The organism is Catenulispora rubra, from assembly GCF_015356825.1.
Taxonomy (GTDB): Bacteria; Actinomycetota; Actinomycetes; order Streptomycetales; family Catenulisporaceae; genus Catenulispora; species Catenulispora rubra.
The window spans coordinates 13,293-27,910 of sequence record NZ_JAACYW010000147.1 but is presented as its reverse complement, the minus strand read 5'-3'; the positions used below and the strand labels follow the sequence as shown (position 1 = coordinate 27,910).

General features: G+C 66.3%; 13 protein-coding genes and 2 riboswitches. Of the genes, 7 read left to right on the top strand and 6 right to left on the bottom strand.

The features are described 5' to 3' along the window. Nucleotides 1-212: 212 nt before the first annotated feature. Nucleotides 213-329: riboswitch (glycine riboswitch) on the bottom strand. After that, a riboswitch (glycine riboswitch) is annotated at nucleotides 330-416 on the bottom strand. A 91-nt stretch (nucleotides 417-507) separates the two neighbouring features. Both GWK61_RS32150 and GWK61_RS32145 read left to right on the top strand, forming a co-directional pair. Next, nucleotides 508-1,308: a GNAT family N-acetyltransferase gene (locus tag GWK61_RS32150; RefSeq protein ID WP_323747848.1), complete on the top strand. Its 801-nt coding sequence runs from the start codon at nucleotides 508-510 to the stop codon at nucleotides 1,306-1,308. Between the two features lie 66 nt (nucleotides 1,309-1,374). Continuing rightward, on the top strand, nucleotides 1,375-2,271 hold the full coding sequence (locus tag GWK61_RS32145; RefSeq protein ID WP_194915449.1) for a hypothetical protein: 897 nt from the start codon (nucleotides 1,375-1,377) through the stop codon (nucleotides 2,269-2,271). Here the strand turns inward: GWK61_RS32145 and GWK61_RS32140 are convergent. The 5 genes from GWK61_RS32140 to GWK61_RS32120 form a co-directional block, all read right to left on the bottom strand. Beyond that, nucleotides 2,246-2,794 (bottom strand): GNAT family N-acetyltransferase, encoded by a 549-nt coding sequence (locus tag GWK61_RS32140; protein WP_194915448.1) that lies wholly within the window; start codon nucleotides 2,792-2,794, stop codon nucleotides 2,246-2,248. The two genes, GWK61_RS32145 and GWK61_RS32140, sit on opposite strands and share 26 nt — an antisense overlap. Before the next feature lie 488 nt (nucleotides 2,795-3,282). Then, the gene (locus GWK61_RS32135) at nucleotides 3,283-4,194 is read right to left on the bottom strand and encodes an SCO2521 family protein (protein WP_194915447.1); all 912 of its coding nucleotides are present in this window, start codon (nucleotides 4,192-4,194) and stop codon (nucleotides 3,283-3,285) included. Nucleotides 4,195-4,262: 68 nt separating this feature from the next. Further along, nucleotides 4,263-5,285 carry an SCO2522 family protein gene (locus GWK61_RS32130; RefSeq protein WP_194915446.1) on the bottom strand — a complete coding sequence of 341 codons (1,023 nt, stop codon included), beginning with the start codon at nucleotides 5,283-5,285 and terminating at the stop codon, nucleotides 4,263-4,265. Continuing rightward, nucleotides 5,286-6,203: an SCO2523 family variant P-loop protein gene (locus tag GWK61_RS32125; protein ID WP_194915445.1), complete on the bottom strand. Its 918-nt coding sequence runs from the start codon at nucleotides 6,201-6,203 to the stop codon at nucleotides 5,286-5,288. It abuts the gene before it with no gap. Nucleotide 6,204: 1 nt separating this feature from the next. Continuing rightward, nucleotides 6,205-8,061: an SCO2524 family protein gene (locus GWK61_RS32120; protein ID WP_194915444.1), complete on the bottom strand. Its 1,857-nt coding sequence runs from the start codon at nucleotides 8,059-8,061 to the stop codon at nucleotides 6,205-6,207. A 231-nt stretch (nucleotides 8,062-8,292) separates the two neighbouring features. On the opposite strand from GWK61_RS32120, the gene GWK61_RS32115 reads away from it, so the two are divergent. The 5 genes from GWK61_RS32115 to GWK61_RS32095 all read left to right on the top strand — a co-directional run bounded on the left by GWK61_RS32115 (nucleotide 8,293) and on the right by GWK61_RS32095 (nucleotide 13,790). Continuing rightward, a complete protein-coding gene (locus GWK61_RS32115) occupies nucleotides 8,293-10,134 on the top strand; it encodes an SCO2524 family protein (RefSeq protein ID WP_194915443.1) in 1,842 nt (613 codons plus the stop codon). 1 nt (nucleotide 10,135) lies between these two features. Continuing rightward, nucleotides 10,136-11,056: an SCO2523 family variant P-loop protein gene (locus tag GWK61_RS32110; protein WP_194915442.1), complete on the top strand. Its 921-nt coding sequence runs from the start codon at nucleotides 10,136-10,138 to the stop codon at nucleotides 11,054-11,056. 5 nt (nucleotides 11,057-11,061) lie between these two features. After that, entirely contained in the window at nucleotides 11,062-12,090 is a 1,029-nt protein-coding gene (locus GWK61_RS32105; protein ID WP_194915441.1) for an SCO2522 family protein, read from the top strand. Continuing rightward, nucleotides 12,071-13,060, top strand: coding sequence for an SCO2521 family protein (locus GWK61_RS32100; RefSeq protein WP_194915440.1), 990 nt, complete (start codon nucleotides 12,071-12,073; stop codon nucleotides 13,058-13,060). Before GWK61_RS32105 ends, GWK61_RS32100 begins: the two co-directional genes overlap by 20 nt. Nucleotides 13,061-13,223: 163 nt before the next feature. Next, nucleotides 13,224-13,790, top strand: coding sequence for a GNAT family N-acetyltransferase (locus tag GWK61_RS32095; RefSeq protein WP_194915439.1), 567 nt, complete (start codon nucleotides 13,224-13,226; stop codon nucleotides 13,788-13,790). Here the strand turns inward: GWK61_RS32095 and GWK61_RS32090 are convergent. Further along, nucleotides 13,726-14,508, bottom strand: a complete 783-nt coding sequence (locus GWK61_RS32090; protein ID WP_194915438.1) for a hypothetical protein — start codon at nucleotides 14,506-14,508, stop codon at nucleotides 13,726-13,728. The genes GWK61_RS32095 and GWK61_RS32090 overlap by 65 nt on opposite strands. Nucleotides 14,509-14,618: the final 110 nt, after the last annotated feature.

Sequence of the window (14,618 nt, the reverse complement as noted above, 5' to 3'; positions counted from 1 at the left end):
GTGGCAGCGATGGTGGCAGCCGTGGTGTCAGCGGTGGTGGCGTGGGAGTCCTGGCCGGTCGCGGGCTGGGCCGGCACCGTACCGCCGGAACCGGCGGCGGAGTCGTCTCCGGCCGCGCCGTGCAGATCCGTGAGCACTGCGGTCACTGTTGTGGCCTCTCAGGCGGACGCTCTTAGACGTCGGGTGGTGGATTCGCGCCTCCCGCGGATCCGTCCTCCCCCTCTGTCATGGAACCTGAGAGTTTCACCGGGAGCGCCAGACCAGTCGCGCCCACGGCTTACACCTTCGGTGAGGGCTTCCCTGCTGCTCGGCCCTGCTTTCCAGAGTTGCCTGCTCGAACGGTCCGTTTGCCTGAGAGTTTCCGGGGAGGGTTGCTCCTTCGGCGCCCCACGGGGGGTCTCTCCCGTCCGAGGTAGTCGGCACTTACGACGGTACCAGCGCGACAACCGCCTGTTCTAATCCCGTTAACCGTTTGCCGTAGAACGCCGCCGATGGTGGGCTGGCCCGGTGACCTCCCCCACCCCGGACAAGGACCTGCTCGCAACCTTCGACGTGCGCATGCGGGCCACCGCCGAACCCGACGAACCCGGCGCGCGCGTCGAGAAGGCCGACCGCGTCGTCCGCCAGATCGGCGCACGCCCCACGGACTGGCACGGAGTCCTCTACAGCGACCTGGACGCCACCACCGCCGACTCCGCGATCCACGAGCAGATCGCCTACTTCCGCACCCTCGGCGCCGACTTCGAATGGAAGCACTACCGCCACGACGAGCCCGCCGACCTGGAAGCCCGCCTACGCGCCGCCGGCTTCGTGGCCGACGACCCCGAGACCCTGTTCGTGGCGGAGATCACACAGCTGTCCGCAGCCGGCCTGACAGTGACCCTCCCCGACGGCGTCACCCTCCGCCCCGTCACCACCGAAGCCGACGCCGACCTGGTCGCCGAAGCCGCCGAAGCAGCCTTCGGCACCGGCGGCGACCGAGCCCGCGCCCGCACCCTGGCCCGCCTCGCCGCCGACCCGGACACGGTCTGGACCTGGCTCGCCATGGCCGGCGACCGCCCGGTGAGCGCCGCCCGCATGCTCCTCCACCCCGGCACCGCCTTCGCCAGCCTCTGGGGCGGCGGCACCGCCCCCGACTGGCGCGGCCGCGGCATCTACCGCGCACTGGTGGCGCGACGGATGGAGGTGGCGACGGAGCTGGGGTGCGAGTACTTGCAGGTGGACGCGTCGGACATGAGCCGGCCGATTCTGGAGCGGCTGGGGTTTCGGGCTTTGAGTGTGACGACGCCTTACGAGTATCGGTTCTGACATACTCGAACTCGGTCACGGCTGTTCGCAGGGGGATACGGTGGATCGGCGACACGCAGGCCAGACGTGGTAGGGGCCACGGAGCAGGACGGCGAAAGACGGCTGGCCACGTTCAAGTCCCTGGTCGAGTCGTACGCCAACAGCATCGCCGAGGATCTGGAGCTGGGGCAGCAGTACAAGCGGACGAGACTGCCGCGCCTGCGGTCGGAGCCGGAGGGCCGCCGCCGCGTACGTGGCAGTTCCAGGGAGCAGGAGGCGCTTGCCGACTTCGACCGGATCGAGGTCGGGGCGCAGCAAAGCTTCGCCAGGGCCGCGTCCTCCACCGGCTCAGGGCCACTCGTCCTCGAAGAGTTCTACGACGGCACCGCTCGCCTCAGTCAACCGTACGCCGACCTGATAGCCACGATGCTGGCCGCGCGCTCGGAGGCGAACGGCCGACTTCTCCTGGCTTACGCTCAGGGCCGCGTCATCGCCGAATCGCTTGAGCGGACCGGCAAGAGTCTGCTGTCCACGGGCCTTCCCCGACTCGCGGAGCGGGCGTTCCGTGAAGCAGCTATCATCCACGCGCGCTTCCAGGACCCCCGAGCCGAAGACCGCTGTCAGTACTTGAAGCTCAACGCGCACCGCAGAACCTATCCGTGGTGGCATCCGATGCGGTGCGTCTCGGAGCTGTCGCGGTGGTTGGTCGGATACGGATATAAGCCGATGCGATTGCTGGTCTGGATCGCGATCGTCATCGCCGGATTCGCCGTTTACCTGCTGCATCTACCGCGCAACCCAGGAGTCACGCGCGGCGACGCCCTTTTCATGGCGCTTCAGAACTTCGTGAACCCGATGGGCTTGACTGATACGAAGGGCATCTCGCCGACATGGGAAACGCCGTTGGAACTGGAGACCTACACCGGCGATATCCTGCGGAACGTGTTCTTTGTGCTGCTCATTCGGAAGTGGTTCCGTCTGTGACGGTGAAGGCATCCGGATCCACCGGCACTTCCGGCAAATGCTCTTGATGCCAATCGCCCCGGGTGGGGAGCAGTAACGACATGACCATCCGAGACTGCCCGGGCCCGAAATGATCGACACGCTCCCCAGTGTCGATGAAGCCAGAATTTTCGTAGAGTCGACGGGCAAGCTTGTTGGTCGGCTTGACCAGCAGCCGGATCACTTTCATATCGTAGTCATGCAAGCGGTCGATGGTCGCCCGCAGCAGAAGCTGCCCCCAGCCGTGCCGTTGTCGGGCGGGATGGATAGCCATCCCGGCGATCCACCCCACGGTCGAGTCTGCGGTACGAAGGTTGACCGAGTAACCCCAGATACCCTCGTCGTCCTCCGCCAGTATCCACAGTTCTCCCGACGGATCGAACATCACGTCGAGACCGTTGCGAGACAAACCTTTTGGTCCGAACGCGGTCTTCTCCAACTCGGCGATCCTGGGCAGGTCGTCTTTCTTGACGCCGCGCAGCCGCGGAGGGGGAAGGTCGCCCACGAAGTCTCTCCTCCAGGAGTCCTCATCCATTGCCAAACGATCTCCTCCCCGGATGTACCCGGTTCGGATGTGCCGGAAGCGTCAAGCGGGACACCACGGACGAGATCTCGCGACGATGAGAGCTAAGAAGCACGTCACGCGCCCCCTAAGGACCATGCCGTTTTTGAAGGTGACTCACAGTCACTCGACCGGTAGAAGCAGGGTCAGTATCTTGCGACGCTCCCCGTCACCGATGTCGCAGCCCTTCCACCGACCGGTGTCCTGGAAGCCGGCGCGGAGGGACATCCCGCATCCCGGCACGCTGTGTGGGTTGACCATGAGCTTGATCGCGCAGACAGTCCCAACCACGGCACGCCCGAGGGGCCGAGAAGCCGCGTCAGCGCGGGGACACTGAAACCCGTGCCCTCGAATGCGAGGCCTTCGAGTTCGGCGATACGCGACAGATCCTGTTCACGCGCCGTCCGTGCTGACGGTAGCTCGAACAGGCCCTATAGAACCTCCTTCAGGAGGGTCTCCTCGATGGCTTTTCGCGTCAACAGCGAAACCTTGTCCCTCACTCGGGTCAAAGTGGTCTGCCATTCCCACGACAGTTGGGCCGCGTCTTCCAGCGCGTCCCAGAACCACCGCATTGCATGGGGCAGGTGTGCCTTCGGGTTCCAGACATGCGCGAGATAGCTCAGCGCCGCCTCGAGTTCGCGCTCAGCGCTCGGTCCGGTCCGCGAGGAGCGGTCGAAGGCATTTTTCAGCGCGGTCAGCAACCAGTGGTGCAGTGCGAGAATCTCGCACATTTCCATGAAATCCGGCAACAGCGCCGACGGCATGGACATCTGGACCCGGAAGACGCCGTCGTCGCCGGCCTCGACGTGGCCGTCCGGTTGGACGTCCTCCTGGACCTGCGCCGCCCACAGCAGCCGGTGGGTCTGCGTCTTGAGCCGGGCCCGCCGGTCGATCTGCGGCGCCTGGTCGAGCAGCGACATCACGTGCGCGCCGGTGTTGCCGAGGTCCAGCAGGGCCTTCCCCGGCCGGTCCCGCAGGAATCCCGACACGATGTCGGCGGGGTGGGCCTTGTTGATCGCTTCGGCGACCCCGGTGCGGGCCATGTAGTGGGACCAGGGCAGTCGTCTCGTCGACGCGCCCAACAGGACATCCACATGCGCCGAGCCCTGCAGGAAGTGCCCGGCGGTCAGGACCGCACGGCCCCGCGCGGTCCCGATGATCCTCGGCTGGGAACCGGTGTCGACGGACAGCCGGCAGTCCAAGCCGAAGTACAGATCAGGAGATACCACCTGCTCCACGGGATACTGCCGCCAGTCTGCTTGGACGCCGGGGACCAGCGCCAGCACCTGTCGTGCAGCATCCAGGGGAAGCGGCTCCGAGGTGTTCAGAAGGCCGGTCGTCACTGCTCCGAGGACAACCTGCGGCTGGTGTGGCGCTACCGGTTCCGTCAACGGCGCGACGGGTCGCGCCATCACTTCTCGCCTGGCAGGAAGTGATGGCTCATCCGCTGGGAGATGACGTCCGGCACCACAATGCCCTCCTGTTGTGCGCGCGAGTCAACCCTGGCCATCACGTCCTCCTGGAACACGAAATGGTCGACGATGTTCCGCACCGCGGTCTCGATGGGCAGGAAGTTCTGCGGCATGATGCTCAATGACTGATACGCGTAGAACGGCGCGGCGTTGGGGTTCACCCTGACGATGTCAGGGAACTGGCTCCACTCCGTCTTCCACTCACCGTCGAAGTTGGTGACCTCCAGCGCCGGGACTCCGTCCTTGCGCAGCAGGCCGAGCCGGACGAGCTGCCAGACCGCGGCCAGAAAAGGGCAGGAGTACTGCCGCTGATTCAGGATGTCCTCGCGGTCCGCCCCCGGTTCCGCGCCGTCCCGCCACAGTTCGACGTCCACGTAGATCGAGTGGTTGCGCTTGCCGTACTCCAGCGGCGCCTCCCAGGTGTGGGCCTCCATCGCGTTCAGGATGGTGGCCTCACGGGTGGGCCTGCCGTTGGAGAGCCAGCCTGACGTGATGGTCGGCGGACGGCCGCCGGTGTCCTGGTCCGGTTCCGGCTCTTCCAGCAGCCTGGTGGCCAGCAGCTCGGCCACGACGAACCCGTCCTTGCGACGCGCGCAGGCAGATTCCCTGGCGACATAGTCGATGGTCACTCCCGCTTGATTCGACAGACGCAGAAGCTTTTCCATGATATCCGGGGCGTCCGACCAGGACTGGAAGTAGTCGTCGATGAGATAGCACGTGCTGACGCGCGGCTTGCTACCCCCGGAGATCGCCGATGCCTTGGCCGCTTCCAGCCATGGTCTGACTCGCTCGAACTGAGCGAGGATCGGCTCTTCACCGTTCTCGAGGTCTTCCATGTAGAAATGGCCGACCTCGACCGACAAATGAGAAAGCGACAGATCCTTCACTGTCGTACCGCGATTGTGTTCGCGAAAGACCACAGCCGACGATTCCGCAACCCGGGACGGCGTGTATGTCACCATTTAGAAGCCTTCCCAGGCATGATTGTTGATCACCTTGTGAGCCAGCTTGTCGAAGGCGTCGGTCGTCGCCTGCTTGGCCAGGTTGTGCTTGACGTCGACGTCCATGATGACCTGCTCCCGCCAGAGCAGCATCGGCTCCAACGGTGTGGTGCCGGCGAGCAGATCCTGCCCGAGGTGGCGGGTCTTCGCCAGGTCCTTGAGGACGGCGTCGCTCTCGCGGAGCCAGGCTTCCCGCTCGGGGGCGACTTCGTTGCCGGCGACCGTGCTGTCAGGCACCGCGGTACGGATGGTCCGGACCAGATCCGTGAAGTCCGACGCCTTGAATCCCGCGTTGACGGCGCAGGAGACGATGCCGTTCTTTTCGAACAGCAGTCCGCTGGCCGCGATCACGTGCTGAGTGGACCAGCGGTGGAACAGCAGCCACCTTACCGGATCGGCACTGCGCGGACGGACGTTCGGGGAAACCGCCTGCAAAGACATGTCAAGCGCCGACGACCGTCCGGCGCTCAGGTCCACGATGCAGACGTCGAATTCTCTTTCGACCTGCTCGAACAGCGCTATGGCCCTTTTGATGTGCGGCTTCGTCAGAGCGAACTCCGCGCCTCCGACGTCCCCGGGATACAACATCAGTTTGCCCGAGCCCGGAGGCCGCGTCCTCATGTCAGCGCGTTTTGTGACAGTCCTGATGTCCACGCGCATCGGCTTCGTGACTCTGCCGAGGATGTAAGAATGCAGACCGCCTTCTTCGGCGCCGCGCTCCAGGTTCGAGATCTCGAAGATCGCGCCGGCGGTGGGGGAACCGAAGTCGAAATCCAGATAAGCCACATCGTAGCCCAGCAGCGAGATCCGGTAGGCCAGATTGCAGCTGGTCACGGACCGTCCGGTACCGCCCTTGTCGGACGAGGCGAAAACCATCATGTCAGCGGCTCCGTCCGGCATCGATGCGAGCCACTTCCAGCGCGTCCAGCAGGCGTAGCGCCTCCTCCGCCTTGGAGATCGCGGTACTGGTACGGCGCCTGCTGAGCTCACGGGCCCGCGCGATCAGGGTTCCGATCTCCTCCAGACGGTCGCGCAGCGCCGTCTTCTCGAAGACGTTCGACCGCAGGAGCTCCCGGTTGTAGACGTGGTCCGCCTCGTTGAGGAGCCTGAGCAGATAGTCGTACATCACCGGGCTGCGCGGTGGTTCCTGCTCGAACGCGATCGCGGTGGCGACCAGCGCCTCGACCACGCGCTCGGTCAGGTACCACGACGGCTGGTCGAACCTGACGCCCTTCATGCCGGGGAAGGTGCTGAGATCGTCCCAGAGCTCGATGGGGTCGCCGCTGCGCATCATCCGCCGCTCGTACAGATGGTCCATGGCCGACTCGGCCAGGCCCATCAGCGACTCGCGGGCCTCGACGTCGTCGGTGAGCTGTGCGGCCTGGAGCGACCGTTTGATGATCAGCGGCGCATAGTCCGAGGTGTACAACACCAGCGCGGTGCCGACGGCTTCTTTGCTGCCACCCAGACCCTGCGGCACACCTGGGTAGTGCAGCGCGAGCGCCTCGTCGCCCTCGGACATCCGGCGGGTGATCCGTCCGCGCTGCGCCAGCTCCTGGAGGATGCCGATCGCCTTGAGCAGGTCGGCGTCGGTGGCGGTTCTCGCGACGAGGTCCTGGATCAGCACGGACATGACCAGGAGGGAGTAGTAGTCGGACTCCTGGCCGTCACTGGTGCGCCAGGGGATGTCCTCCAGCGGCCAGCGCTCCGCGTCGAAGCGGGCGACCGTCGACCAGTAGCGCTGCGTCAGCTCCCAGCGCAGGGACAACGCGTCGGCGAGGTCGCGCTGGCCGTCGTCCATGACGTTCAGGGCCGCGGCACGCCGCGAGGTGAAGTCGACGATGCCGTCGAGCGCGTTCACGGTGAAGTACAACCAGGGTCGGGACTGCGCGTAACCGGTCTTCTCGGAGACCTTGAGCCCTACGGCGTAGTCCTCCTCGATCGGCTTCGAACCGTCGGCGATGCCCCAGCTCCAACCGCACTCGAAGAGCTGGTCCTTCTCAGGCTTCGCATCGTCGGACAGGCCGAGGCGCAGAGAGGTGGAGATCTGGGTGCGCAGGCGCTCGAAGCGCTCGCCCAACCGCTTCGCCATCTCGTCGTCGGTGCTGTCGCCCTGGCGGAGCATCTCGATGATGGCGCGCCCCTCCGAGGAGTCGGCGGTCACCGAGTTGATGACGAAACTGCGCAGCATGCCGACCATCGCCGCGGTGAGCCGCCGCGAGGCCCGGCGCTGCAGGTCGCGCAGGTTCTCCTTGTGCTTGGCCTGGATCTCCAGCTCCATGCGGGAGTCCACGAAGAACAGCAGCGACAGGCACAGGGTGATCGACATCGAATACGCGTCGACGACTTCGAGATCCTGGGTCGGCGCGTCCGTCGGCACCGTGGCGTTCGGGTCCAGAGCCTCGAGATAGCTGCCGGCCCCGAACCGGGGTTCGCCGTCGTCGTCGGTGTGGTTCCGGAAGTACTCGAGCGCGATCTCGACGAGCGAACGGGGGATCCGGGTCGCCTCGCCGAACGGACGCAGCGCGGCGGCCACGTCGGCCTGCGTCTCGTCGGAATCATGCACGCTGAACGTGCCGATCTGCGTCATCGGCCAGAACAAGCACAACAGCTGTTCGGCGTCGGCGATGGGGTTGGACTTGGCGCGACCGCCCCAGACCCACTCGCCGTCGACGTAACAGTACTCCAGCATGTAGCGCCAGATATCCAGAATCTGCTTCCGTGGTTCGATCCGCACCGCGGCCTCCCAGCCGAGAAGATCACCATGTCAGAGCTCTGTTTCCAGGTCACCATGCTATCCGCGCACGCCGCGGCCCCGTGCGGCTCCCCAGAATCCCGCCACCTGGATGTATCAGAACACGTCATCGTGGGTATGGGCTCTGGCTGGCAGACATCGCCGTGCTGATCCTGGGTGCGACATGGGACCGGACACGTGCAATCGGGGCAGGTCAGGGCAGGGGCGGATGCTTTGAGAACGAACCCACGACAACACATCCTGGACACGTGGCGAGCTTTCGCGCGCGCGACGTTCAGCAGCGGGGAGTGGGCCTGGGGTGGTCGCTACGCGTCCAACAGCATTAGCGACGCCGAGCAGATCCTCGTCCTCCTCTACCCCGCCACCGAAGTCCCCGGCTTCCGCCTCGACCGTCCGGATGCCATCGAGGACGACATGCTCGCTGCGCTCAAGCCCATGGGCAGCGGCCTGGACATCCCGATGCGGGTGCTGGAGGCGCTGGAGACCTATGTAGCGCGCTACACCGACGACGAAGGCCCGACCTTCAGCGGCGGTTCCTACCTGCTGACCGAGGAGCCAGGCGCCGAGGTGAAGCCCGAGCAGCTCGACTACGACGTCACCGAGTCGTATTCGATCTCTGTCACCCTCTGCCTGTCGGCGAAAGGCTTCCTGCGGGAGTTCCAGCGCACGGTCGAGCGGCGCGACCTGCAGAGCCGGATCGACACCGCCGTCTTGGCCATTGACGCGCGCCTGACCGCGGCCATGGTCGGCCTGCTGCGTTCCTTCGTGGTCAATGTCTTGGACCCTGAATCCACCGCAGAGGCCATCCTGCTGCGCACGGTCAGCCAGGGCCGGCTCGTCGGCAGCAGGACACTGACCCAGGACCTGCGCGAACAGCTGCAGCCAGTGCGCGACAAGCTCCCGGAGCTGACCTTCGGTCTGCCGGCGGAGAACGAGCGGATGCTGCGCGACTATCCGGAGCGCTTCTTCGAATGCGGTTGGGCCTGGGGGGTGGCGGAGGACGCCACCGACATCGAGTTGCCGGCCGCCGAAGGCGTGAAGCAGCCGCACGGCGTCGCCGAATCCCGCCCGGTCCTGCACTTCACGGTCAACGCCCTCGACGGTCTGACCGACCTCTTCTCCGTCCGCACCACCCGCCAGGGACTGTTGACGTCCGAGCAGCAGTCCCTGCGTGAGGCACTGAGCCTGCGCTGGGGCCTGGCCCTGCAGTACTGGGCCACGGTCGCGACCTTCGGCTCCGGTCCCCGCTGGCCAATCGAGGATGTGCCGTGGCAGTCCACCGACGGCCAGAGTTCGCCCTACTTCACCGAGCTGGTGCTCTCCATCGTCGCGCAGTCCCAGCAGGGCGGCGGCAACACCGGCACCATCGGCAAGAGCGTGGCGGTGCTGGAGGAACTGGGCCAGCGCGGTCTGGTGAGCCGACGCGCGGCCGAGGACGACCGCGGTGTCCTGCTGCACGAACCCGGCGTCCTGATGCCCTTGCGGGGATCGGACAAGGAGGGGCCGGCGCTGGCCTGGTCCTACAACGGTTTCGCCGCCACGCTGGGCAAGACCGCGCTGCGGGTCGCCAAGGTGAGCACCAGCCGACGCAACCGGGCCCGCCTGATCGAGATCACGGACGCGGTGGTGGAGCACCTGCTCGCCCGACGGCACCAGCAGCCCGACGGGTTGTGGGACCACCCGGCTAATGTCTACCCTTCCGCCGCGACCGCGCCGGCCACGCCCGCGTGGGACATGACCGAGCGTGCCATCGAGGTCTTCGTCGCGGCCGCGACGCTGATCAGCGCCCCGCCGCTGGCCGACCAGGGGCAGGTCGACGAGGCCAACGCCAAGATCGCCGAAGCCCGGCACGTCCTAGACCAGGAACGGCTGACCACGCCGACGGCTGGCGGCTCCCAGGAACAGAAACTGCTGCGGGAGGCGGAACAGTCCCTGAACCGCGCCGACCGGCTGATCGCCGAACGGCCGGCCACCGCCTCGGCGCTGGCCGACAAGGTGCTCAGGGACCTGGACCAACTGGCCTTCGCCCGCCAGGCAGCGAGCAGGAGCGCATGACGTGCTGATATTCGCCACCTCCGACAAGGGAGGCACGGGGCGTTCGGTGACCAGTTGCAACATGGCCTACCGACGGGCGTTGCAGGGCGAGACGGTCGCCTATCTCGACTTCGACTTCGGATCGCCGACCGCCGGCGCGATCTTCGACGTCCCCAAGGCCGAGCGCGGTGTGGACGCCTCGGGTCTGCACTCGTACTTCACCAGACACACCGAGGCCCAGCAGCTGGACACGGCGCTGCACTCCGACAGCGACACGCTGCGCGACCTGCCGCGCATCTCCGGCGCCGGCCGCCTGGTCCTGCTGCCCGGCGACAGGGACGGCGGGGAGTTCTCGATCAGTGCCGACATGCCGGCCCGCTGCGCGCAGCTGTTCCTGAAGTTGGACCGCGAGTTCGACCTGTGCATCGTGGACCTGTCGGCGGGCCGCTCGTACGCCGTCGACCTGGTCCTGGAGGCCACCGCCCGGCAGGAGCTCAAGTCCCTGACCAGCCGCTGGCTGGTCTTCCACCGCTGGACCAAGCAGCACATCCTGGCCGCGCACGGCCTGGTGTTCGGTGAGAAGGGGCTACTCAAGGCCGGTGAGCGCCGCGGCCACGACCCCCTGAAGCTGAACAACTCCGTCCGCTACGTCCGCACCGCGGTGGTCGATCTCGGCGTGGACCAGGAGTCGGTGACCCGGCCGGCGCAGGGCGCCTGGCTGCGCCGCTACGACCAGAGGCTGCGCGAGCAGGCCGACAAGCTCCGCATGGGCCGGGCCCGCCTGGCCGGGCAGATCCCGTACGACCCGATGCTCCAGTGGAGCGAGCAGGTGATCGACGACTCCGACGTCAGCGGACTGAAGATCGCCAACCAGGCCACCGTGCAGGCCTTCGAGGACCTCGCCGCGAAACTGTCGGACGAGAGATTCTGGGAAGGACTGTGACCGCCGTGGACGTGAGATACGACGAGGTGACCCAGAGCACGAAGGTGGAGGCCGTGCCGCTGGGCCACCTCTCGGTTGAGACCGGGCACCTGTATCTGGACGACTTCGCCGACGGGGACCGCGAGATCGCCCGACAGCTGGAGCAGGCGGCGCCGTGGCTGGAGGCAGCGGGCAAGCGGATCCACAAGCGGTTCGGCCGCAACGCCCGCATCAGCACGTGTTTCCTGGTCGACGACTACACGCCGTCGAGTTCCAGCCTGGACCAGCCCAAGCCCTCGGAGGTGGTCGACATGGTGACCGCCGCCGCCGACCAGGCCGGATTCCGGATCGACTACCTGGCGCGGGAGGCCGGCTGCGCGATCGCCTGCGAGCGGCCGCACTCCGGGCCGCGCGACCGGAGCGCGCTGGCGGACATCGTCGCCGGGCTGATCGTCGAGGAGGCCGCGGTCGGCGCCAACGGCTCCCGGCCGCCGACGGCCCAGACCGGCTGGCTGTCCAACGGCGAACGCTCCCCCGCTGTCGCGGTGGCGATGGACGCTCCGGACTGGGAGCCGCCTGAGGAGTTCGGGAAGTACAAGCACTCGGTGTTCGTCGACATCGAACTGTGGAGCTTCGACAAATCAATGCCGCAGGCCGAACGACAGTACTCGTGTTCACTGCTGTCGGCGGTATGGCAACTGCTACGGCTGGGCCTATTGCGCAACGCCGGGAAGGCGGTGGCCAAACCCTACCGGTTCGGTCCCAACGAGGGCCTGCCGGAGCTGTGGTCGCAGCTGCCGAGCATCACCCAGCTGACACCGGACGCGGCCCCGTTCGCCGCGTATCAGGTGCTTTCCGTACTCCCGCCGCGCTTCCGGGCGGCCGAACACGCCGCCGAGATCATCATCGACCACCTGCGGTTCGACGGAAAAGTCCTGAAGCAGACCGCCGACCGGGCCCGGGACGAGACGAATCCGGTCACGTTACCTGACAATCCGGTGGGCCGGGTAAGCCACTTGTTCGTCGATGATGTCCATGTCACGCACAACGACTGATCGGGACCGGAGCCCGGCCGTCCACGACGACGGCACGCAGCCCTGGTTGGGCTTCGGCGAGGTGCGCACGTGCCTGATCCAGAATCTGAGCACGCTGTCCCCCTCGGCGAGCGTCGCCCTGATGCAGCTCACCCCGGGCTCCCCGGTGAGCAAGGTGGACCGGCCGGTCCGCCGCGTCATCTCCCCGGAGCAGGTCACCGGTGTCGACTGCCGTCTGCAGGTCGCCCGCGAGGGCCGGGGCCGGGCGATCGGCACCGTGCTGAGCCACGCCGTCGTCACCAACGGCCGGATCCTGCAGGGCACCGCACACGTGGCGCTCACCGAGGCGACTTCCAAGGAACGCCGCGAATGGCGCCACTACCTGCGGCACCAGGGCGTCGTGGAGGTCCTGGGCTCGCCGAGCCCGCACAACGTCATCGACGGCTACCTGGCCGACGCCTCGCCGGCCCGCGGTCTGGACCTGGCCTCGATCAGCGACCGCATCATCGACGACGTGCAGCAGAGCGACACCCTGGACCACACCACCGCGCTGCGGGCCAGCACCGCGGTGGTCCGGTGGGCTGCGACCCTGGCGCCGGAGGGGAAGCCGACCGTCGGCATCGCCAAGAGCGACCTGCCGAACTTCCACGTCATCCGGCTGACCGGCGCACCGGAGGATCTTCCGACGCTGATCCGCTTCTGCGAGGAGTTCGCCCTGCACGAGTGGCTGCTGACCACAGTGCAGGACGCCATCGTGCCCCGGGCTGAGACGGATATCGCCCGGGACCGCGATCCGCTGGACTCTCTCCTGTTCGCCCTTAACGAGTTGGTCCCACTTTGGATGCCACCCACTCACCTCAACCCAGATATGAAGGCGTTGTGGGAAGCTATGGAGAGCCGGACACACTACACGCGGTTGTTCGAGCGTCAGGTCGCGCGGATCCGCGACCTCAGGGACCAGGTGAAGATCAGGCCGCCCCGGCGTTTCTAGGGGCGGGCGTGACGCTTGTGAACCAGGCGTGAGCCGAGGCACGGACACTGAAAAGAGTGACATCCGTACGCAGCGGTGCCGCGTGCCGATAGCATGCCCTTCGAAGGTGGTCTTATACCCCCTATCAGCGACCTGTAAACGTCCGACTTCAGACGAGGTGTGCGTGACCACCAACTCCGCGACGCATGTTTCCGTCGATCGCAACGTAAGGCTGCGTTCCGTCGCGGAGGGCGACCTGGCCACGCTAGAGATCCTCGACAAAGAGGTCTTCAAGGACGTGGCCTACTCGATGGTCTATCTGAAGTCGCTGTTCGTCCTGTTCAACAAGACGTGGTTGGTCGCGGAATACGACGATGAACTGGCCGGCTACGCCCTGGTGTGTCCGAACTCGGACAACACCGAGGCCTGGCTGATGGGCCTGGCGGTCAGCGAGCGGTACCAGGGCAAGGGCCTGGGGCGGCAGTTGATGGAGGGGGCGATGGAGCTGATGAGGGACGCAAAGGTCTCCGACGCCTACATCACCGTGCGGCCCGACAACAAAGCCGCCTACCACCTCTACCAGAAGTTCGGGTTCATCCAGCAAGGCGACGAGCGGCCCGACTACTACGGGACCGGCGAGCCCCGCAAGGTGCTGCACCGGTCACTGGCGAAGAAACCCTACCGAGCTAGTCCCGGACGAGGAACGCGAAGAAGATTGACATCGAGATTGTTCCAACGTAGCTCTCGATGATCAGAAAGACCTGTGCCGTACCGCGGAAGTTGGGGTCCAAGTCGCCGAACGTCAGTGGGTTCAGGAAGTCGATCAGACAGCCGTGTAACGACTTCACGTACCCGGGCCCACCGGACAGCCACACCACCACGCTGAACACCGCCAGCGTGACGGCCATCCACCCCAGCATCCGGAACGGACGGTATCCGTACCCGCAGAGGCCGTCGTAAAGCCCTTCGAAGAAGCGTTGGAAGCCGCTGGGGCGCGCCAAGTGCCGGGCTCGGCGCCAGTTCAGCAGCGCCCGCTCACGCCGTGGCTTCTGCTGGAGCGGCAGGTATAGGTCGGCCGCGCTCTCATACGCGAGTGCTGCGTGCCCTGGCATGCCGAGCGCAATGAACTCCTCGCCCATGGCCTCGAAGTGTTCGGCCAGGCGGCCGTTCTGTGAGCGGCTGATCCGGAACTGGCCTCGGCGCTCGGTCTCGGTGGCCAGGTAGGAGCGGATCACGGCAGAGCGGCGGGTTTCGGGGTCGCCGCTGGTGATCTTGCGCCACTCGTAGTACTCCTTCTCCAGAGCCAAGGCCCCCCTGCGCTCGCGTGGCGGGGGGACCTTGCTGTCGAAGGCGTAGACCAGGTCCGGCAGATAGCTGTCGAGAAGCTCCAGGAGCTCCTCCTCGCCGTCCTCCCCTTCCTCTGTGCGGTCGCGATATCTCAGCTCATACTCGGCTATCGCGTCGATCACGGACTCGACACCTGGGGAATTCGAGGTCGGCACATCGAAATTTTAATGACGATCCGGTAGCACGTCGATGACCTTCTCCTGGACAGCCAGGGTCCTTACCCGATTCTCAG

Excerpts from the sequence above, each read along its gene's own strand:
- GWK61_RS32130 (WP_194915446.1), bottom strand. The coding sequence starts at position 5,285 with ATGGTGACATACACGCCGTCCCGGGTTGCGGAATCGTCGGCTGTGGTC.
- GWK61_RS32125 (WP_194915445.1), bottom strand. The coding sequence starts at position 6,203 with ATGATGGTTTTCGCCTCGTCCGACAAGGGCGGTACCGGACGGTCCGTG.
- GWK61_RS32100 (WP_194915440.1), top strand. The coding sequence starts at position 12,071 with ATGTCACGCACAACGACTGATCGGGACCGGAGCCCGGCCGTCCACGAC.